At 73.1% G+C, this 20499-nt stretch carries 9 protein-coding genes; 7 read left to right on the forward strand and 2 right to left on the reverse strand.

Going from position 1 to position 20499, the window contains the following annotated elements; translation table 11 throughout:
* Nucleotides 1–63: 63 nt before the first annotated feature.
* Together BM004_RS21040 and alkB are read right to left on the reverse strand one after the other, a co-directional pair.
* Nucleotides 64–1914: an ABC transporter ATP-binding protein gene (locus tag BM004_RS21040; protein ID WP_093216406.1), complete on the reverse strand. Its 1851-nt coding sequence runs from the start codon at nucleotides 1912–1914 to the stop codon at nucleotides 64–66.
* 5 nt (nucleotides 1915–1919) lie between these two features.
* Nucleotides 1920–2567, reverse strand: coding sequence for a DNA oxidative demethylase AlkB (alkB, locus tag BM004_RS21045; protein WP_093216409.1), 648 nt, complete (start codon nucleotides 2565–2567; stop codon nucleotides 1920–1922).
* A 255-nt stretch (nucleotides 2568–2822) separates the two neighbouring features.
* Between alkB and BM004_RS21050 the strand changes: the two genes are divergently transcribed.
* The 7 genes from BM004_RS21050 to BM004_RS21080 all read left to right on the forward strand — a co-directional run bounded on the left by BM004_RS21050 (nucleotide 2823) and on the right by BM004_RS21080 (nucleotide 20493).
* Nucleotides 2823–3464, forward strand: coding sequence for a S1 family peptidase (locus BM004_RS21050; RefSeq protein WP_093216411.1), 642 nt, complete (start codon nucleotides 2823–2825; stop codon nucleotides 3462–3464).
* A gap of 20 nt (nucleotides 3465–3484) precedes the next feature.
* Nucleotides 3485–3949: an energy transducer TonB gene (locus BM004_RS21055; protein WP_093216414.1), complete on the forward strand. Its 465-nt coding sequence runs from the start codon at nucleotides 3485–3487 to the stop codon at nucleotides 3947–3949.
* Between the two features lie 3 nt (nucleotides 3950–3952).
* A complete protein-coding gene (locus tag BM004_RS21060; RefSeq protein WP_093216416.1) occupies nucleotides 3953–5359 on the forward strand; it encodes a trypsin-like peptidase domain-containing protein in 1407 nt (468 codons plus the stop codon).
* Between the two features lie 175 nt (nucleotides 5360–5534).
* Nucleotides 5535–6194: a secretin and TonB N-terminal domain-containing protein gene (locus BM004_RS21065; RefSeq protein ID WP_093216419.1), complete on the forward strand. Its 660-nt coding sequence runs from the start codon at nucleotides 5535–5537 to the stop codon at nucleotides 6192–6194.
* Nucleotides 6195–6197: 3 nt separating this feature from the next.
* Complete coding sequence (locus tag BM004_RS21070; protein ID WP_093132041.1) at nucleotides 6198–6734, forward strand: RNA polymerase sigma factor; 537 nt, start codon at nucleotides 6198–6200, stop codon at nucleotides 6732–6734.
* Nucleotides 6735–6764: 30 nt separating this feature from the next.
* A complete protein-coding gene (locus BM004_RS21075; RefSeq protein ID WP_093216422.1) occupies nucleotides 6765–7844 on the forward strand; it encodes a FecR family protein in 1080 nt (359 codons plus the stop codon).
* 142 nt (nucleotides 7845–7986) lie between these two features.
* Nucleotides 7987–20493, forward strand: a complete 12507-nt coding sequence (locus tag BM004_RS21080) for a filamentous haemagglutinin family protein (RefSeq protein WP_093216424.1) — start codon at nucleotides 7987–7989, stop codon at nucleotides 20491–20493.
* The last annotated feature ends 6 nt before the right edge of the window (nucleotides 20494–20499 follow it).

Raw genomic sequence — 20499 nt, forward strand, 5'->3', positions numbered from 1 at the left:
GACGCGCTTTCCGACGCGCTTTCCGCCAGCGCTTTCCGGCAGCGCTTTCCGGCAGTGCTTTCTTCAGCCGTGCGCGCCGGCCGGCGCGGTCATGCGCTGCAGCAGCGGCTGGCGCGCCAGCACCGCGTCGCGCGGGCCGTGGTCGAGCACGCGGCCGGCCTCCATCAGCACCACGGTGTCGAAGCGCTCCAGCAGGCTCAGCCGGTGGATCGATGCGATCACGCAGGCGTCGGGAAAGGCCTCGGCGATGCGTGCGAGCACGCGCGCCTCGGTGCTGGCGTCGAGCGCGCTGGTGGGCTCGTCGAGCAGCAGCAGCGAGCTGCCCTGCGCCGCGAGCACGCCGCGCGCCAGGCACAGCCGCTGGCGCTGGCCGCCCGACAGGTTGAAGCCGCGCTCCGACACGGCGGTGTCGAGGTTGCCGCTGGTGGCCTTCAGCACCTCGTCGAAGGTGCTGGTGCGCAGGGCCGCGAGCAGCAGCGCGTCGTCGCGCGGCTGGCCGAAGGCGAGGTTCTCGCGGACGCTGGCCTCGAAGAGCTCGGTTTCCTGCGGGATCAGCGTGGCCACGCGGCGCAGCCGGGCCCAGTCCATGGGCTGGCCGTCGAACAGCAGCGTGCCGCTGTGCGGCGGATACAGCCCGGCCAGCACGCGCAGCAGCGTGCTCTTGCCGCCGCCGCTCGGGCCGACCAGCGCCACGCGCTGGCCGCGGCGCAGCGTGAGCGCCACGTCGTGCAGGCCGCTGCGCGCGGGTTCGGTGCCGGTGTCGGCTTGGGCATCGGTCGGGATGTCGGCCGCCTCGGGCCACGCACCGCGCGCGGCGTAGCGCCACTGCAGCGCCTGGATGTCGAGCTGCCGCCACGGCGCGTCGGCAAGGATGCGTTCGCGCTCCGGCACCTGCTCGGGCGGCGCGGCGAGCACGTCGCCCGACGGCGCCTGCCAGATCGGCTCGGCGCTGCTGTAGTCGGTGTGCATGCGCGCGAAGAAGCTGAAGTTGGCGGCCACCGAGGTGAGCACGCCCGCGGCCTGCTGCGCGTACTGGTAGATCATGAACACCGCGCCCAGCATCACCACCTGGCCCGGCGCGCGCGCCTGCCACACGTAGACCACCACCAGGCCCCAGGTCAGCGCCAGCCCCATCACGTCGACCGCGAACCACTTGCCTTCGTTCAGCACCACGGTGCGCTTCAGCGGCAGCGAGATGGCCGCCATGCGCCGGCGCAGCAGCAGCCGCGACGCGCCCTGCAGGCGCAGGCCGATCACGGTCGAGGCGTTGCCCAGGAAGTCGAGCAGCGCGGCCACGTAGCGGCGGTCGGCGTCGTTCTCGGCGCGCGCCAGCTTCATCAGCGCGCGGTCGATGCGCACGATCACCAGCCCGATCAGCACGTAGCCCGCCAGCGCCGTCACGCCGCTGGTGCGCGACAGCAGCGCCAGCGCCACCAGCGGCCCGACGAAGTTGACGGCGTTGGTGAGCCAGATGAACTGGTTCTGCGCGAAGTCCGACAGCGCCCGGCTGGCCTGGTGCACGCGGTGCTGCAGCTCGCCCGAGTGGTGGCCGTCGTGCCAGGCCAGCGGCGCGCAGGCGATGCGCGCGTAGAGCTCGTCGGCCAGCCGCTCGCGCACCTTCATGCCGACGTTGCGCTCCAGGATGCGGCCGGGGCCGTGCAGCACCCACGCGCCCACGCACACGCCGGCCAGCGTCGCGATCCAGCGGCCGGCGCCACCCAGGTTGCCGCGCTGCAGCGAGTTGATGGCCTGCCCGGCAAGGTAGGGCAGCGTGAGGCGGATGAGCTGCGACGAGGCCAGCAGCGCGGTGGCGCCCAGCAGCTGGCCGCGCGCGCCTTCGGCGAAGTGCCACAGCGCCACGTAGAGCTGGCGGATGGCGTTGCCGGGGTCGAGTTGCTTGTCGGGGGTCTGCATGCGTGTCAGGCCGCTTTCCGGAATGTGAGGTTGATGCGAAGCGCACCCAGCAGCGGGTGCGGCTCTTCTTTCAGCGGCAGCACGCCGTGGTAGCGCAGCCGGTCTTCGCCGCCCCACACCACCACGTCGCCGTGCGCGAGCGGCACGCGCACGGCCTTGTCGGTGCGCGCCAGCCCGCCGAACAGGAACACCGCCGGCATGCCGAGCGACACCGAGACGATGGGCGCGCCGTAGTCGTGCTCGTCCTTGTCCTGGTGCAGCGACAGCCGCGCGCCGGGCGCGTAGCGGTTGACCAGGCAGGCGTCGGGCACGAAGCCGTCGAAGCCGGCCACGGCGGCGGCCTCACGCGCCAGCCGCGCGAAAGTCCCGGGCATGGGCGGCCAGGGCAGGCCGCTGTCGGGGTCGGTGGCGCTGTAGCGGTAGCCGCGCCGGTCGCTGGTCCAGCCCAGCGCGCCGCAGTTGGTGAGCGCCACGGACATGGTGAAGCCCCCGGGCGTGACGAGGTGGCGAAACGGCGCGCGCGCCGTCAGCGCGTCGATGGCCGGCAGCAGCGCATCGACGAAGGGCAGGGCGAAGCCCGGCAGCACGAAGGCACCGGGACCGAGCGGCTCGCGCGCCTCGCGGGGCGGGTCGTCGAACAGGGCAAGCGTCATGCGGGACATTGTCACCAGCCTCCCGTACCCGGGCCCGTGCGCGGTTTTTTATGAAGTTTTCGTGACAAAGCGCAGTCCGGCGTGCCGGCTTCCGTCTTGTCAGGAGACCCCACGCGACCGTCCGCCTCCATGCCCCCCGCCACCTTGTTCTCTCGCCTCCGCCGGCCGGCGTTGGCCGGGCCGTGCCTGGCCCTGGTTGCCGCCCTGGCTACCGCTTTCAGTGCCGCTTTCACCGTCGCCCGGGCCGACACCGCCTTGCCCGACACCAACGCCAGCGGCGTCTTCCTGAACGCCGCGGGCGACGTGCTGACCGCGCGGCACGCGGTGACCGGCTGCCGCACGCTGTTCGCCGTCAAGGGCGCGCAGGTGGCGCAGGCCACGGTGATTGCCGCCAGCCCGGAGCTCGACCTGGCGGTGCTGCGCACCACGCTCACGCCGTACCTGAGCGCCACGCTCGCGCTCAGCGACGCGGCGTCCGGCCACAGCGTGGGCGTGTTCGCCGAGGCCTACGCCGTGCTGCAGCGCCTGCCCGACCGCGCCGCGCTGCTGAGCAACGCGATGACCGTGCCGGGCGTGGACGGCCTGCAGCTGCTCTCGGGCGTGAAGCCCGGCGCCAGCGGCAGCGCCGTGCTGGGCGCCGACGGCCTGCTGCTCGGCGTGGTGGTGGAGCGCGTGCCCGCCGCGCCGCACGCGGGCGGCATGGTGCTCAGCCGCGCGTCTTCCAGCGCCGCGGTGACCGGCGCCACGCAGGTGCGCGCGGTGCCGGCCTCGCAGCTGCGGCAGTTTCTTCGCACGCACGACATCGCCTTCACCGAGAGTGCCAGTCCCCAGCTGAGCCCCACGCAATCGCCGGCCGCGCGGGCATCGACCCTGTCGGTCGGTGTGCTGTGCGGCTGAGCTTCATCCCAGAAAGACCCATGAACGCTTCCTCGAAAACCGCGCCCCGCTGGGGCCGCCTGCGCCTGGCGCTGGGCTGGCTCGGCCTGGGCCTTGCCGGCGCCGCCGTCCCCATGGCCACCATGGCGCAGGCGCAGCAGCAGGTGCCGCAGCACTGGGTCAGCTACGCCAACCTCGCGGGCAACCAGCTGCAGTCGTCGCTCAGCGACCCGGCCAGCGACACGGTGGTGCGCCTGCATGCGTGGATGCAGGCGCGCATGCTGAAAGAGGGGCAGCCCATTCCGCCCGCGCCGGTGGTGGTGCGCGTGTGGGTGGCGCCCAACGGCAAGATCGAGCGCGTGGCCTTCGACTCGTTGGGCGACGCACAGGCCGACACCGACCTGCGCGCGCTGCTCACCGCGCAGCCGCTGGCCGAGCCGCCGCCGCGCGACATGCGCCAGCCGATGGTGCTGCAGCTCACGCTGAGCTTCGTCACCAACAGCTGAGCGATGAGAGTCTCGCGCGCCCGCAGGGCGGCGGCCAGGGGTGCGCTCGCGCTCGCGCTGGCCTGCCTCGCAACCGGCTCGCCGCTGCACGCGGCCATGCCCTGGCCGGCTTCGGGCCTGTCGCAACTGGTGAAGGACTACGGGCCCGCCGTGGTGCACATCGGCGTGGAGCGGCCGTCGGCGCCGGCGCGGCGTTTCAGCGACCGCTGGCTCTTCCTGGCGCCGGGCGCGGGCGTGCAGCCCCAGCCCGCGCCGGCCGACGAAAGCAGCCTGGGCACGGGCTTCATCGTGAGCGCGGACGGGCTCATCCTGACCAACGCGCACGTGGTGGCGCGCGGCACGCAGATCAACGTCAAGCTGCCCGACCGGCGCGAGTTCAAGGCACGGCTGGTGGGGCTCGACGCCGTGGCCGACGTGGCGTTGCTCAAGATCGACGCGGGCGGCCTGCCCACGGTGCGCATCGGCGAGCCGTCGGGCGTGGAGCCCGGCGACGGGGTGGTGGCCATCGGCTCGCCCTACGGCTTCGGCAACTCGGTCACGGCCGGCATCGTGAGCGCCAAGGGGCGGCTGCTGCCGGGCGCGGAGTACATGCAGTTCCTGCAGACCGACGTGCCCATCAACCCCGGCAACTCGGGCGGCCCGCTGTTCAACCTGCGCGGCGAGGTGATCGGCATCAACTCGCGCATCTACAGCCGCAGCGGCGGCTACCAGGGGCTGTCGTTCGCCATTCCCATCGACGCGGCCATGCGCATCAAGGACCAGCTGCTGGCCACCGGCACCGTCACGCGCGGGCGCATCGGCGTGTCGGTGCAGGAGGTGGGGCAGGCGCTGGCCGACACCTTCCGCCTGCCGCGCCCAGCCGGCGCGCTGGTCAACTACGTGGAGCCGCGCGGCGCGGCCGACAACGGCGGGCTGAAGCCGGGCGACGTGATCCTGTCGGTGCAGGGCCGCGACGTGGTGCAGGCGGCCGATGTACTGGGCTTCATCGCCGAGCAGAAGCCGGGCGATGCGATTCGCCTGCGGGTGTGGCGCGAGCGCGCCGAGCAGCTGCTCGAGGTGCGCGTGGAGGGCTTCGACACACCGCGCCTGCCCGCGGCCGCCGGCACGGCGCCAGCGGCTTCGCCACCTTCGCGCCTGGGCTTCGCCGTGAGGCCGCTGGCACCGGCCGAGCGGCAGTTCCTGCGCGTGGACGGCGGGCTGCTGGTGCAGCGCGTGAACGCGGCGGCCTCGCGCGCGGGCGTGCAGCCGGGCGACCTGATCCTGGCGCTCAACGGCCAGCCCATCGACACCGCCGAGGCGCTGGTGCAGGGGCTGGACGTGGCCGACGGCGCGGCCGCGCTGCTGGTGCAGCGCGGCACCACGCGCATCTTCGTGCCGATCTGCGCGCGCCCGGGCATGCCGCGGTGCTGACCCGGCGCGGCCGCGCCACCGTGCCGCCGCGCCGCGTCATTCGAGCGTCACGAAGCGTCCCTAGCATGCGGCTCGACATGCCCCCCGGGCGGCGGCCTTCGCCGGGCGTATCGATCTCATGCGGCATGAACCCTCTTTTTTCTCTCTTCCTGCAAGCCTCGCGCTCGCCGCGTGCATGACGCTGGCCGGCGCCACCGTGCGCGCGCAGGCCGAGGCCGCTCGCTTCGACATCGCGCGCCAGCCGCTGACCGCCGCGCTGGAGCAGTACGGCCTGCGCACCGGCCTGCCGGTGTTCTTCGACGCGGGACTGGTGGCGGGGCGCGAGTCGACGGCCGTGCAGGCCACGGCCACGCCGGCCGCGGCGCTGAACACCTTGCTGCAGGGCACGGGCCTGGTGGCCGACTACGCGGGCACCGGCGCCACCGCGGCCTTCGTGCTGAAGGCGGCGCCGTCCGCGTCCGCCGGTGCGGGGCCGCTCGCGGCTGAAGCGCAAGCCGACGCCGCATCCACATCCGCTTCCCGCGGCCAAGGCGGCCATGGCGGTTATGACGGCCTGGTGCAGACCCGCATCTGGGAGGCCTTCTGCGGCAACCCGCGCACCGCGCCCGGCGGTTACCGCGCCGCGATGCGCTTCGTGGTCGACGGCACCGGGCGCATCGCCCACGCCTTTCTCCTGGGCACCAGCGGCGACCGTGCGCGCGACGGCGCCATCCTCGACACGCTGCGCCAGGTGCGCATCGACGGCCCGCCGCCGCCCGACATGGCGCAGCCGCTGACGATGCTGATCCTGCCGCGCTCGCAGACGCCGGGGCTCGAATGCCCCGGGCGCCGCTGACCGATGCCCGAGAACGCGCTGCCGGCGCTGCGCAACTTCCTGGTCTCGCGCTACGACGAGCTCAAGCAGCGGCTCGCGCGGCGGCTCGGCAACGCCGAGCAGGCCGGCGACGCGCTGCAGGACACCTGGCTGCGCCTGGAAAGCCGCGACGACATCGACGGCGTGCGCGACCCGGCCTCCTACCTGCTGCGCGTGGCGGTCAACCTGGCCTACGACCAGCTCGGCCGGCACGGCCGGCTGGCCACCAGCGAGGAGATCGACGCGCTGCTCGAGGAGGCGCCCGACCCCGCGCCGGGCCCCGCGCAGATCGCGGAAGACCGCTCCGAGATGGCCGCGCTGGCCGCGCTCATCGCGCGCATGCCGCCGCGCCGCCGGCAGGTGCTGGTGATGGTGCGCTGGGAGCACCTGCCGCAGCGCGAGGTGGCGGCGCGGCTGGGCATTTCGCTGCGCACGGTTGAAAAGGAGCTCAAGGACGCCCATGATTTCTGCGCGGCCCGCATGGGCCGGCCGCTTGCGTCGCCGGGGCCGCATGAAAAATAAGATGCGGTTCGCCGCGCCCAGAACCGTCTGATGGATATGAACCTCCACGTCGAGCCAGACCCGGCAGGCCAAGGCCGGACTCGGCCGCAGACCCAGCACCAGCGCGAAGCGCAGGCCTGGCTGCGCCGGCTCACCTCCGGCGCGGCCACGCAGCGCGACCTCGAGGGCTTTCGCCGCTGGCAGCAGGCCAGCGACGCGAACGCGCAGGCATTTGCCGAAGCCCGGCGGCTCTGGAAGGCGCTGGACCCGGCCATCGGCCAGATGCTGGCGCAGCAGCCGCAGTTGCGGGCCGCGCACCGGCCGGCGGCACCCCGGCCCGTGCTGCCGCGCCGCGCCTTCCTGGGCGCGGCCATGAGCGCGGCCGGCGTGGCGGGGGTGGCCGCGGCGGTCTATCCGCCGCTGGGGCTGTGGCCGTCGGTGAGCGAATGGAACGCCGACTTCCGCACCGCCACCGGCGAGCAGCGCGCCGTGGTGCTGGCCGACGGCGTCGACCTGGTGCTCAACACGCAGACCAGCGTGCAGCGCCAGACGCGCGACGGCCGCACGGTGGGCATCGACCTGATCGCGGGCGAGGCGGCGGTGGACCTTTCCGCCGTGGCCGGTGGCGCGCCGGCTACCACGCCGGGCACCACGTCAGGTGTCACGCCAGGTCCGGCGGGCGCGCCTTTCCACGTGGTGGCGGGCGCCGGCCGCATCGACGCGCAGGCCGGCCGCTTCGAAGTGCGCTACCTCGACGGCAGCGCCTGCGTCACCTGCATCGAAGGCAAGCTGAGCGTCGCGCATGCCATGGGGTCGCGCGTGCTGCAGGCCCACCAGCAGGTGGTGTACGACGCGGCATCGATCGGCGGCGCCGCCGACGTGGCGCCGGCCGATGCCTCGGCCTGGCGCACCGGCGTGCTGGTGTTCCGCCAGACGCCGCTGTCGCGCGTGGTCGCGGAAATCAACCGCTACCGGCCGGGCCGCGTGGTGCTGCTGGCGCGCGGGCTGGCCGACCGCGCGGTGAGCGGGCGCTTTGCCATTGCCGCGCTCGACACGGTGCTGGTGCAGATCCAGCGTTCGTACGACCTCGATGCGCGCGCGCTGCCCGGCGGCGTGCTGGTGCTTAGCTGATGTTTGTGACAGCTTGATTGGCCCCCGTGCCCGGTCAGGATTCCTGAAAAAGTTAGCGGTTTTGTTTGCGTGGCCCGGTCTGTCCAGTAAGAGGCACGAATTCGTTCCGTGCCGGTGCATTCCACTCTTTACCGGGCGCCAGATGAACACACACGAGGGACACCGCAGCCGCAAGCAGGCCGCGGTGCAAGCGAGGAGCTTCCATATTTCGCCGCTGGCCCAGGCCGTGGCCCTGGCGCTGGCCGCCGGCACCGCCGCGACGCTGGCCACGCCGGCCCACGCGCAACGCGCCTTCAGCCCCGCGTGGTTCAACGCCAAGGGCGCGGCGCAGGCCACCGCCACGGCCACCGGCCTGCTGCCCAACGGCATGCCCGCGTCCAGCCTCACGAGCACGGCGGGCCAGCAGCAGCGCGCCAACGAGCAGCTGCAGCAGTCGATCGGCAACCTGAACCTGGCGGCGCGCGGCATCGCTGCGCAGCAGGCGGCGCAGGCCGCGGCACGCGCGGCGGCACAGAACGATCCCTCCTCGGTGCCCGACGGCCTGGCCGAAGGCGGCCTGAAGGTCGACACCAACTCGCTCACGGCGGGTTGGCTCAATGCGCGCCCGCTCGACCGCGATTCACAGAAGAACGTCGACGGCCGCACCGTCGTCACCGTGCAGCAGACGGGCGACAAGGCCATCCTGAACTGGGAGAGCTTCAACGTCGGCAAGAACACGACGGTCGATTTCAGGCAGCAGGCGGACTGGGCGGTGCTCAACCGCGTGAACGACCCGCAGGCGCGGCCTTCGCAGATCCGCGGGCAGATCAAGGCCGACGGCACGGTGCTCGTGGCCAACCGCAACGGCGTGGTGTTCAGCGGCACCAGCCAGGTCGACACGCGCAACCTGGTGGCCGCCGCGGCGCACATCTCCGACGCGCAGTTCAACGCCAGCGGCATCTACAGCGCGGGCACCGCGCCCAGCTTCACCGATGCGCAGGGCAAGGTCGAGGTGCAGGCGGGCGCGCGGATCGCCACGCGCGCGCCGGCAGTCTCCACCGACGGCGGCGGCTATGTGCTGCTGGTCGGCCAGGAAGTGCACAACGCCGGCGACATCGCCACGCCCCGGGGCCAGGCGGCGCTTGCGGCCGGCGACAGCTTCGTCATCAAGAAGGGGGCCGGCACCGGCGGCAACCAGGCCTCGACCACGCGCGGCAACGAGGTCACGCCGCAGTTCAACATCGACAGCCTGGCGGGCAAGGCCGTGAACACCGGGCTGATCGTCGCGCGCGAAGGCGACGTGACGATGGCCGGGCGCGACGTGCAGCAAGCCGGCGTGGTGCTCGCCACCTCCACGGTCAACAACCGCGGCACCGTGCATCTGGGCGCCCTGGGGGCGCAGGGCAAGGTCACGCTCGGCCAGGGCGCGACCACCGCGGTGGCGATTGAGGACGACGGCAGGACCACCGCGCTGGACAGCCAGCGCGACGGCCTGCGCGGCCCCGCGCTGGCGGCCGGCAACCAGGACGTCGTGGCGGTGGCCGACCGCCGTGACCAGTCGCGCATCGAGATCGCGAGCGGCGGCACGGTCGACTTCCAGGGCGACTCGCTGACGCTGGCCACGGGCGGGCAGATCGCGGTCACCGCGGCCCGGCGCACGCTGGTGCGCGACCGCGCGCAGATCGACGTCTCGGGGGCCGTGGGCGTGAACCTGGCCATGGAGAGCAACAACGTCAAGGTCAACGTCCAGGGCAACGAGCAGCGCGACGCGCCGCTCAACCGCGACGGCAAGGCCCTGAACAACAACGACGTGTGGATCGACCGGCGCAGCCTGGTCTTCGTGCCCAAGGGCACCAACGGCTATGCCAGCGACCGCTGGTACACGGCCGGCGGCCTGCTGGAGGTGGGCGGCTACCTGGGTACCGAGGGCCACACCGCCGGCGAATGGATGGCGCAGGGCGGCACCGTGAGCTTCGGCGGGCAGGACGTGGTCACGCAGGCGGGCTCGAACATCAACCTGTCGGGCGGCACGCTGAACGTGCAGACCGGCTTCATCCGCCAGACCTGGCTCAAGGGCGCGGACGGGCGGCTGTACGAAGTGTCCAAGGCACCGGGCGACCAGCGCTACGACGGGCTCTACCGCGGCTTCGAGGACGCGCACAAGCGCTGGGGCGACAAGTCCACGGGGTACTTCTACAACCCGCTCATCGGCCCGCAGAAGCGGCTGGAAGACGGCTACACCGTCGGGCGCGACGCGGGCGAACTGGTCATCGCCACGCACACCGCGGTGCTCGAAGGCGGCATCACGGCCGAAGCCTTCCAGGGCACGCGGCAGACGCAGGCGCACCAGGCGGGGCTGGACGGCTACGACCAGTCGCACAACGCGGTGTCGCAACGCGGCCAGCTCATCGTCGGCGCGCACGTGCCGATGTTCGACCGGCGCACGGGCGGGCTCGACCACCTGCTGAGCGCCACGGTCGACCAGGTGGAACTCAAGGAGATCACCGAGGCCGGCGAGCGCATCGCGGCGGGGCTCGACCTCGACACCGCGCTGCCCGCCGAGCGCAAGGACCGGCTGGTGCTCGACACGGCACAGCTCAACAGCCTGGCGCTGGGCGCCGTGCGCATCGCCGCCACCGGGCGGATCGAACTCAACGCCGACCTGCAGGTGGCCCCGGGCGGCAACGTCACGCTGTACGGCAACGACGTCGAGGTGAAGGCCAACCTGAGCGCCCACGGCGGCAGCATCGCGCTGGGCAACGTGCTCGCGCAGCCGGGCCCGGGCGGTCGGCTCGACACCTTCGTGAATTCCGAAAAACCCGTGGGCCATGTGACGCTGGCCGAAGGCGCGACGCTGGACGCGAGCGGCCTGTGGAGCAACCTGGAGCTCGACCCGGCCGCGCCGGGCCTGGCGTATGCCAACGGCGGCAGCGTGTCGATCCGCGCCACCGGCGAGGTGGCGCTGCACAGCGGCAGCGCCGTCGACGTGTCGTCGGGCGCGGTCATGCGCATGGGCGGCAAGACGCAAGGCGGCAAGGGCGGCAGCGTGACGCTGGCAGCCACCACGCCCGCGGGCGTCATTCGGCTCGACCCCGGCGCGCAGCTGCGCGGCCACGGCGTCGCGGGCGGCGGCACGCTGGCGGTGCAGGCCGGCAAGGTGCTGGTCTCCGACCAGCTGGCGGGCGCCGAAGCCGCTGACGCGGCTGCGGCTGCGGCTGGCACGCTGGTGCTGGGCGGCAACTTCTTCGACAAGGGCTTCTCCGCCTACGAGATCACCGGCAGCGAAGGCCTCGCCGTGGCCGAGGGCACGCAGGTCGACGTGACCATGCCGGTGTACCGCTTCAGGGACGACGCGCGCCGCGTGGCGACCGGCAGCAGCCCGGCGCGGGCGCTCGAGCTGTGGACCCCGCCGCTCTACCAGGAAGACCCGGTCAACGCCGTGCTGCAGCAGCGCAAGGGCGCGAGCCTGAGCCTGCAGGCCGGGCGCAGCCTGCTCACCGAGATCGACCCGGCAGCCAGCACGCTGGTCATCGGGCGCGGGGCGCGCATCGAGGTCGATCCAGGTCAGGCCATCGCGCTGCGCGGGGCCGGCCAGATCACCGTCGACGGCACGCTCAATGCGCACGGCGGCAGCATCGACGCGCGCCAGCAGCAGTACGGCTTCGTCGACGTGGCCGAGGTCACCCCCGACGCCGATGGCAAGGTGCACACGCGCTCGATCTGGATCGGCGACAACGCCGTGCTCGACGTGTCGGGCCGCGCGCACACGGCCACCGACGTGCACGGGCGCACCTACGGCCTCGTGGACGCGGGCGGCCGCATCGTGCTGGGCGGCGCGATCGACCACGACGGGGCCACGGCCACCTCGGCCGACGCCTTCCTGGTCGTGCGCCCCGGCGCGAAGCTCGACGCCTCGGGCGCGCAGGCGGCGCTGGACGTGCCGGGCCTGGGCCGCACGAACATCGCCACCGACGGCGGGCGCATCTCGCTGAGCTCGTACCTCGGGCTGCACATCGACGGCTCGCTGCGCGCGGCGGCCGGCGGCGCCGGCGCGGCAGGGGGCTCGCTGGACATCGCGCTCGAATCGCCGCTGTACCGCGCCGCCGGCCTCGGCCGCGCACAGCAGGAGGCCATCGTCCCGCGCGAGCTGGTGGTGTCGCAGTCGACATCGCAGGCATCGGCGCTGAGCGACGGCGTCGCCCCCGGCCAGGCCGATGCGGCACTGCGCTACGGCAAGGCCACGCTCTCGGCCGACCGGCTGAGTGCCGGCGGCTTCGACAACCTCACGCTGCTGGCCAACGGCCAGCTCTCGTTCGACGGCGACGTGTCGCTGCGCATGGGCCAGAGCCTCACGCTGTTCTCCAGCTCGCTGTCGCTGGCGGAGTCGTCGAGCGCGTCGGCGCGCGTGCAGCTCGCCGCGCCCTACGTCAAGCTGTCGGGCACGGGGGCGTACTACGCGACCACCGGCATCCTGCGCCCGCGCATGCTGCACGGCATGACCCCGCTGGACTCGCAGGCCGTGTTCTCGGTGCAGGCCGGCCAGTTGCTCGACCTGGGCAACAGCCTGTCCTTCGGCACCGAGGGCCGCTATGCGATGCAGAGCGAATTCACGCCGGTGCACGTGGAGCGGCGCGGCTTCGAGAAGGTCGAGCTGGCGAGCGACGGCGACATCCGCTTCCTGCTGGCCAACGACAACGACACGCGCTCGCGGCTGTGGACGCACGGCGGCCTCACGTTGGCCGCGGCGCAGCTCTACCCCGAGACCGGCGCCAGCGCGATGGTGTACGCGGGCTACCGCATGGACCCGGTGGCGCTGCGCACCGTGTTCGACCCCGACAGCCCGCTGCGCATCGAGCGCCGCGGCGACGCGCCGGCGGCTGTTCCGTCCTCGGCCTTCGGCACGCTCGAATTCAGCGCCGCCGTGATCGAGCAGGGCGGCGTGCTGCGCGCGCCGCTGGGCAACATCCGCCTGGGCACCGATGTCGAGCAGGGCGCGCTGCGCGTGGCGCTGCTGCCGGGCAGCATCACCTCGGTCAGCGGCGCCGGGCTGGTCATGCCCTACGGCGGCACGACCGATGGCATCGACTACCGGTACGACGGGCGCTCCCTGCGGCCCGTGGGCGACGGCGGCGGCGCGAGCATCCGCCTGGGCGCCGACCACGTGGACGTGCAGGCCGGCGCGCTGCTCGACCTGTCGGGCGGCGGCGAGCTCACCGGCGCGGGCTTCGTCGCGGGCCGCGGCGGCTCGACCGACGCGCGCTTCCATCCGCTGATGCAGATCGGCGCGGACGGCCGTTTCTCGCTGTCGTCGCTGCCCTCGCGGTCCACCAACCCGGTGTACGCCATCGTGCCCGGCGTGCAGCCGCTGGCCGCGCCGGCCGGCGGTCCGGCAGGGGCTTCGCAGGCGGGCGTGGGCCGCCAGATCACCATCGGCGCCGGTGTGCCCGGCCTGCCCGCGGGCACCTACACGCTGATGCCGTCGACCTACGCGTTGCTGCCGGGCGCCTTCCGCGTGGAACTCAACGGCGTGGCCAAGAGCGTCGGCCCCGCGGGGCAGGCGCTGGCGATGCGCAACGGCTCCTGGGCCAGCACCGGGCAACTGTCGGTGGCCGGCACCGGCCTGCGCGACAGCCTGCCCACGCAGGTGATCGTGACCTCGGCCGACACGCTGCGCACCTACGCGCAGTACAACGAGACCGGCTATGCCGACTTCGTGCGCGCCGACGCCGCGCGCCTGGGCGTGCCGCGCGGGGTGCTGGCGGCCGATGCCGGCACACTGGCCTTCGTGCTGGGCAACGGGCACGGCGACGTGTCGCTGAATTTCGACGGCCTCGCGCGCTTCCAGGCCGCCCAGGGTGGGCGCGGCGGCACGGCCGTGGTGCTGGGCAGCTTCATCGAAGTGCTGGGCGCGGGGCAATCGCGCACCGAGGGCTTCAACGGCGCCTCGGTGCGCGCGGACACGCTCGACGACCTGCACGCCGACCGGCTGGTGGTCGGCGCGCGGCCCGTCGTGATCTACGGCCAGCAGGGGCGCTACGTCGGCTTCAACGAGGTGGTGAGCGACGTGACGCTGCGCTCGGGCGCCTTGCTGAAGGCCCCCGAGGTCTTTCTGGCGGGCCGCCGCGACCTGGTGGTCGAAGCCGGCGCCGGCATTTCCACGCTGGGGCAGGGCGCGACCGTCTACGACGCGTCCGCGGGCTTCGTCTACCAGCCCGACACGTCGAACGTGCTGGCCGTGTCGAACGGCCGGCTCGACGTGCTGGCACCCGCCGCGGCGGGCAAGGGCTCCATCCGGCTGGGCGTGTGCAACAGCGCGTCGTGCGGCGCGAACAGCACCTTCTATTCGGAAGGCACCATCACGGCAGCCACCAACGGTGCGTTCGAGTTGAACGAAGCGGCGCGCTACGGCACGCGCCATCTCGCGCTGGCGGTGGGCGCGGTGAACGCCGGCTCGGCGCAGTCGCTGGCCGATGCCCAGTCGCGCGGCGTGCTCGCCAGCGGCCTCACGCTGAACCAGGACGTGCTGCAGCGCCTGCTGAACGGCGACACCAGCACCGGTGCGCCGGCGCTCGAGTCGCTCACGCTCACGGCGCGCGACGCCATCAACTTCTACGGCAGCGTCACGCTCGACACCATCGACCCGGCCACGGGCAGGTCGCGGCTGGACACGCTGGTGCTCGGCACGCCGGCCATCTACGGCGCGGGCGGCGCCGGCGACGTGGCGACCCTTCGCACGCGCAACCTGGTCTGGGCCGGCGCCATGCAGGCGCCCGGCGCGGTGGCCAGCGGTGGCGAGGGCACCGGCGGTGGTGCGGGCACCGGCAGCGGCACGCTGAACATCGAGGCCGAACGCATCGAGCTCGGCGACATGCCCCACACCGTGAGCAACGGCCAGGACGACGACGCGCGCCTGGCGCTGGGCTTTTCCACCGTGAAGCTGGGCGCCAGCGAGCGCCTCACCAGCAGCCGCAAGGGCAGCCTGTCGGTCTACCAGAACCAGGGCGCCTACGAAGACGGCAAGGGCTACGCCTACAGCGGCGGCAACCTGGAAATCTCGACACCGCTGATCACCGGCGAGGCCGGCGCGGTCAACCGCATCACCGCCGGCGGCACGCTGCGCATCGGCGCGCCCGAGGGCAACCGGTACGGCGACGCGGTGGGCAAGGGCATCCAGGCGCTGGGCGCGGAACTCGCGTTCAACGCCGGCAACATCGTGCTGGCCACTGCGGTCGTGCTGCCCAGCGGCAAGCTCACGCTGACGGCGCAGGACGACATCACGCTGGCCGACGGCGCGCTCATCGACGTCAGCGGCCGCAAGCTGGCCTTCAACGACGTCGACAAGTTCAGCTGGGGCGGCGACGTCAGCCTTGAAAGCCAGGCCGGCAGCATCCGCCAGGCGGCCGGCGCGACCATCGACCTCTCGGCGCAGGAGAACCGGGCCGGCACGCTCAAAGCGGTGGCGCTCAATGCATCCGCCGGCGTGGTCGATCTGCAGGGCCGCATCCTCGGCGCCAGCAGCGGCCACTACGACGCCGGCGGCACGCTGGTGCCGTTCAAGGCGGGCAGCGTGGACATTCGCGCGCAGCGCCTGGGCGACAGCGGCACGCTGAGCGACCAGTTCGCGGGCCTCAACCAGCGCCTGAACGACGGCGCGGTGTTCGGCAACCGCAGCTTCCAGCTCAAGCAGGGCGACCTTGCCATCGGCAACGGCCTGAAGGCGGGCGAGGTGAACGTGTCGCTCGACAACGGCAGCCTCACGGTGCTGGGCACCGTCGACGCCAGCGGCGAGCGCGTGGGCAGCATCCGCCTCGCGGGCAGGAACGGCCTGGCCCTCGGCGGCGGCGCGGTGCTCGACGCGCACGGCACGGTGCTGCGCGTGGACAGCCGCGGCCAGATCATCGACGCGCCCAACCGCGCCATCGTCGAGCTCAGCGGCGGCGACGGCGTGCTCACGCTGGCCAGCGGCGCGCGCATCGACCTGCGCCACGGCACCGCCGCCGAGGTAGGCACGCAGCCCGGCCAGCACGACGGCCAGCAGCGCGGCACGCTCGAACTGAACGCGGCGCGCACCGGCGAGACCAGCGGCGACATCAAGGTGGACGCCAGCGGCAGCCTGAACATCGAAGGCGCGCGCTCCATTGCGCTCAACGCCGTCTGGCGCTACGACGACAGCGACCCGCTGGCCGTCATCAAGGACGGGCTGGACTCGGTGAGCGGCCGCCCGTACCGCGAGGTCACGCAGAACTACCTGGACCACAAGCATGCGCAGAGCACGCTGTTCATGGACGCCGCGCTCGCCAACGGCGCGCTGCTGCACGGCAAGCTCGCCGGCCTGAACAATGCCACCTATGCCGACGCGCTGCACCTGCGCCCCGGCGTGGAAATCGTGACCGGCAAGGACCTGGTGGTGCAGGGCGACCTCGACCTGTCGGGCTACCGCTATGCCAGCCTGAACCCGCGCACGCAGAAGACCGGCGTGTACGGCTCCGGCGAAGCGGGCAGCCTGGTGCTGCGCGCCGCCGGCAACATGGAGATCTACGGCAGCATCAACGACGGCTTTGCGCCGCCGCCGGTCACGCCCGACGAAAACGGCTGGGCGCTGGTGCCGGGCGTGCAGCCCTACAACGGCGACCTGGTGCTGCCGATCGGCGGCGTTCACCTGGCCGAGGGCACGGCGTTCCCGTCGGGCAGCACGCTGAACTACGACCTGCCGATCCAGGAACTCACGCTGGGCGCGGCCGTGCGCCTGCCGGGCGCCGCGACGCTGGCGCAGCCGCTCACCCTGGCCGCGGGCACCGTGCTGGCCGCCGACGTGCGCGACGCGTCGGGCACCCTGCTGCATGCGCGCGGCACCTTGCTGAAAGAGGCCGTCACGCTGGACGCGGGCACGCAACTGGGCGCCGGCACGCCGCTGCCCGCGGGCACCGCGCTGCGCGCCATGCTGTGGCCCAAGGGCGTGCCGCTGCCGGTGGCCTACGAGAACGACTTCGTTCGCAACACCGTGCTGCTGCGCGGCCCGCTGGACCTGCGGCGCGGCGCGCTGATTCCGTCGACCACCAAGGTGGTGCTGGACGAGGGCGTCGGCTTCATCGAGCTGCGCCCGGCCGGCGACGGCACGCGCGGGCGCAACTGGGCGCTGGCACCGATGCTGGCGGCGGGCAGCGAGTCGTGGTCGATGCGGCTGGTGGCCGGCGCCGACACGGACGCCGCCGACACCCGCATCGCGATGCCCCGCACCGGCAGCCTGCGCGTGGCCGACACCCACTACGGCGCCGTGGTCGCCAAGGGCGCCGCGGTGGTGTGGGGACCGGACAACATCTTCGGCGAGCCCCCGGGAACACCGGTTCCCGACGAGTACCTGTCGCTGTGCGAGCTCTTCGAAGGCCTTTGCGTGTCGACCGGTCCGGCCAAGGATGTGCTCGCCGTGCACGGCCAGGGCCTGAGCGTGGTGCGCACCGGCACCGGCGACCTCGACCTGATCGCCTCGGGCGACATCGACGTGCGTTCGCTGTACGGCATCTACACCGCCGGCACGCAGTCCGCGGGCGTCGACGCCCGCTTCAACCAGGCGCGCGGCAACGCCACGGGCGCGAACAGCGTGCTGGGCGTGGGCGGCGCGGCCTACGAATCGCTGGTGGCCGGTGATGCCGCGGGTGGCCGCGTCTACCAGGCCTGGTTCCCCGAGGCCGGCGGCAACCTCACGGTACGCGCGGGCGGCAACCTCACGGGCGACATGCTGACCGCGCCCTCGCAGGACGAGGTGCAGAAGGCCAGCGTGGGCGTGGGCAACTGGCTCTGGCGCCAGGGCGACGGCAGCGCGGCCATGCCCACGGCGTGGTGGATCAACTTCGGCAGCTACGCGCGGGACCCGGCAGGCATCTTCGGCGCGGACGTGAAGCCGTCGCTGGTGGGCTTCACGGGCTTCGGCACGCTCGGCGGCGGCAACGTGCAGGTGCAGGCCGGCGGCAATGCCGGCATGCTCGAGCGCAAGGGCACGGCGCGCAGCCAGGGCCTGGTGGTGGCGGTCGGCAGCACCGGCCGCGTGGCCGACGACGGCAGCCTCGTGCTCACCGGCGGCGGCGACATCGACATGCGCATCGGCGGCGGCGTCAACAGCTCGCAGCTGGCGCGCGGCAACGCCAACAGCAGCGTCGTGCCCAACCACGACCTGCAGGGCGCGCTGGTCAACCTGCGCGGCGCCACGCAGCTGAGCGCGGCGTCGGTCGGCGGCATGATCCTGGGCGGGCGCGACCTGAAGGACCCGCGCGCCTTCGACCCCTTCAGCGCGAACCGGGCCGAATCGACCGGCGGGCTGGTGCTGATTCCGGGCGACTCGGCGATGCGCATCGACACGCTGGGCGACCTGGTGGTGGGCGCGGCGGCCGACCCGGGCCGCGTGAAGCTGCAGAACAGCTCGCCCTTCAGCACGGCCTCCGCCTCCTACGGCGGTGGCGGCCTGAGCTGGTTCTCGCTGTGGACCGACCGCACCGCCATCGACCTGTTCTCGGCCGGCGGCAGCCTGACGCCGAGCACGCAGATGAGCGAATCGACCGAGCAGTCGCTGACCGCCAGCGTCAACGCGGCGGCCACCGACTACCGCTTCGTCTATCCGGCGATCCTGCGCGCGGTGGCCGCGGGCGGCAGCATCTACAGCGGCGCGGCGGCCAACTCGGCGAGCAACGGTGTCAACGACGCCGCGTCGCGCACGTCGCTGCTGCTGGCGCCGTCGCGCAGCGGCCAGCTGGAGCTGCTCGCGGGCGATTCGCTCTACATGGGCAGCTACGCCATCAACCAGTCGGGCGCGGACCCGGCGGCCATGCCCGGCCCGTTGCACCCGGCCTTTGCCGGCTTCGGCGGCGACAACGGCAACACGCGCGTGACCAGCAACTTCGGCACCGAAGGGCTGGGCATGACGGCGCGCACCGATCCGATGCGCCTGTTCGTGTTCGCGGCCGAAACCTACGCGGGCACGGCCGGCGACGCGCCGCGCACGCCGTCGCGTTTCTATGCAATGACCGGCGACGTCGTGGGCCTGCGCAGCGGCGAGATCCTGGCGCGCGAAGACGGCCGCACCTGGTACGAGGCGGCGGCGCCGAGCTGGGTGATGGCCGGGCGCGACATCGTGAGCGCGGGCACCGTGCTCGGGCAGCCCATGTCGGTGAGCCAGGACGTCGCGGCCACCTCCAGCGGCAACCTGGCGGTCCATGGGCATGCGCAGGACGTGTCGCGCGTGGTGGCCGGGCGCGACATTCTCTACAGCAGCTTCTACGTGGCGGGCCCCGGCACGCTGGAGGTGAACGCGGGCCGCAACATCGTGATGGAAGACCGCGCCGCCATCGCCAGCCTGGGGCCGGTGACGCCGGGCGACAAGCGACCCGGCGCGAGCATCGCGATGACGGCGGGCACCGGTGCGCAGGGCGCGGACTACGCCGGCTTCCTGGCGCGCTACCTCGGCGCGGCCAACCGCGCGGAAACCGGCACGCCGCTGGCAGGCCAGCCCGGCAAGGTGGTGAAGACCTACGAGGCCGAGCTGCTCGCATGGCTTTCCGACAAGGACAACGGCCTGGGCTTCGGCGGCACGGCGGACGAGGCGCAGGCCTTCTTCGACGCGCTGCCGGCCGCGCAGCAGCGCGTGTTCGCGCGCCAGGTGTACTTCGCCGAATTGAAGGCCGGCGGGCGCGAGTACACCGACGCCGACGGCGTGCGCTTCGGCAGCTACCTGCGCGGGCGCAATGCCATCGCGGCGTTGTTCCCCGAGGCCGATGCCGCGGGCGGCAAGCTCAGCTACCGCGGCGGCATCACCATGTACGGCCCGGCTGGTGTCAACACGCTGTTCGGCGGCGGCATCCAGATGCTGACGCCGGGCGGTGCGCAGGTGTTCGGCATCGAGGGCGACGCACCGGTGGCCAAGGGCGGCATCACGCCGGGGGGCATCACGCAGGGCAAGGGCGACATCGCGATGTACGCGCTGGGCAGCATCCTGCTGGGGCAAAGCCGCATCATGACCACCTTCGGCGGCGGCATCCTGGGCTGGTCGGCCGAGGGCGACATCAACGCCGGCCGGGGCTCCAAGACCACCGTGGTCTACACGCCGCCCAAGCGCGAGTACGACCAGTGGGGCAACGTGACCTTGTCGTCGAACGTGCCGAGCACGGGCGCGGGCATTGCGACGCTGGCGCCGATTGCCGAAGTGCCAGCCGGCGACATCGACCTGATCGCGCCCTTGGGCACCATCGACGCGGGCGAGGCGGGCATCCGGGTGTCGGGCAACGTGAACCTGGCGGCGCTGCAGGTGGTGAACGCCGACAACATCGCGGTGCAGGGCAAGAGCACCGGGCTGCCGGTGGTGGCGGCGGTAAACGTGGGGGCGCTGGCCAACGCCAGCGCCGCCGCGGCGCAGGCCGCGACCGCCGCGCAGGACGTGCTGCAGCGCGAGCGCTCGGCGCAGCGCCAGGCGCTGCCGTCGGTGTTCAGCGTGCGCGTGCTGGGCTTCGGCAACGAGCCCGCGAGCGGTGCCACGGAAGGCGGCGAGGTGCGGCGCAAGCCGGCGGAGCAGGCCAGCTACGACCCGTCGGGCTTCATCCAGGTGGTGGGCCACGGCGCGCTGACCGACGCGCAGATCGCGCGGCTCAACGAGAGCGAGCGCCGCGGCCTGCCGCGCGGACGCTAGGCCGCC

Source organism: Variovorax sp. OK212 (genome assembly GCF_900112425.1).
Lineage (GTDB): Bacteria > Pseudomonadota > Gammaproteobacteria > Burkholderiales > Burkholderiaceae_C > Variovorax.

Coding starts and splice junctions, on each gene's coding strand:
- BM004_RS21040 (WP_093216406.1), bottom strand. CDS start 1,914: ATGCAGACCCCCGACAAGCAACTCGACCCCGGCAACGCCATCCGCCAG.
- alkB (WP_093216409.1), bottom strand. CDS start 2,567: ATGACGCTTGCCCTGTTCGACGACCCGCCCCGCGAGGCGCGCGAGCCG.
- BM004_RS21055 (WP_093216414.1), top strand. CDS start 3,485: ATGAACGCTTCCTCGAAAACCGCGCCCCGCTGGGGCCGCCTGCGCCTG.
- BM004_RS21060 (WP_093216416.1), top strand. CDS start 3,953: ATGAGAGTCTCGCGCGCCCGCAGGGCGGCGGCCAGGGGTGCGCTCGCG.
- BM004_RS21065 (WP_093216419.1), top strand. CDS start 5,535: ATGACGCTGGCCGGCGCCACCGTGCGCGCGCAGGCCGAGGCCGCTCGC.
- BM004_RS21070 (WP_093132041.1), top strand. CDS start 6,198: ATGCCCGAGAACGCGCTGCCGGCGCTGCGCAACTTCCTGGTCTCGCGC.
- BM004_RS21075 (WP_093216422.1), top strand. CDS start 6,765: ATGGATATGAACCTCCACGTCGAGCCAGACCCGGCAGGCCAAGGCCGG.
- BM004_RS21080 (WP_093216424.1), top strand. CDS start 7,987: ATGAACACACACGAGGGACACCGCAGCCGCAAGCAGGCCGCGGTGCAA.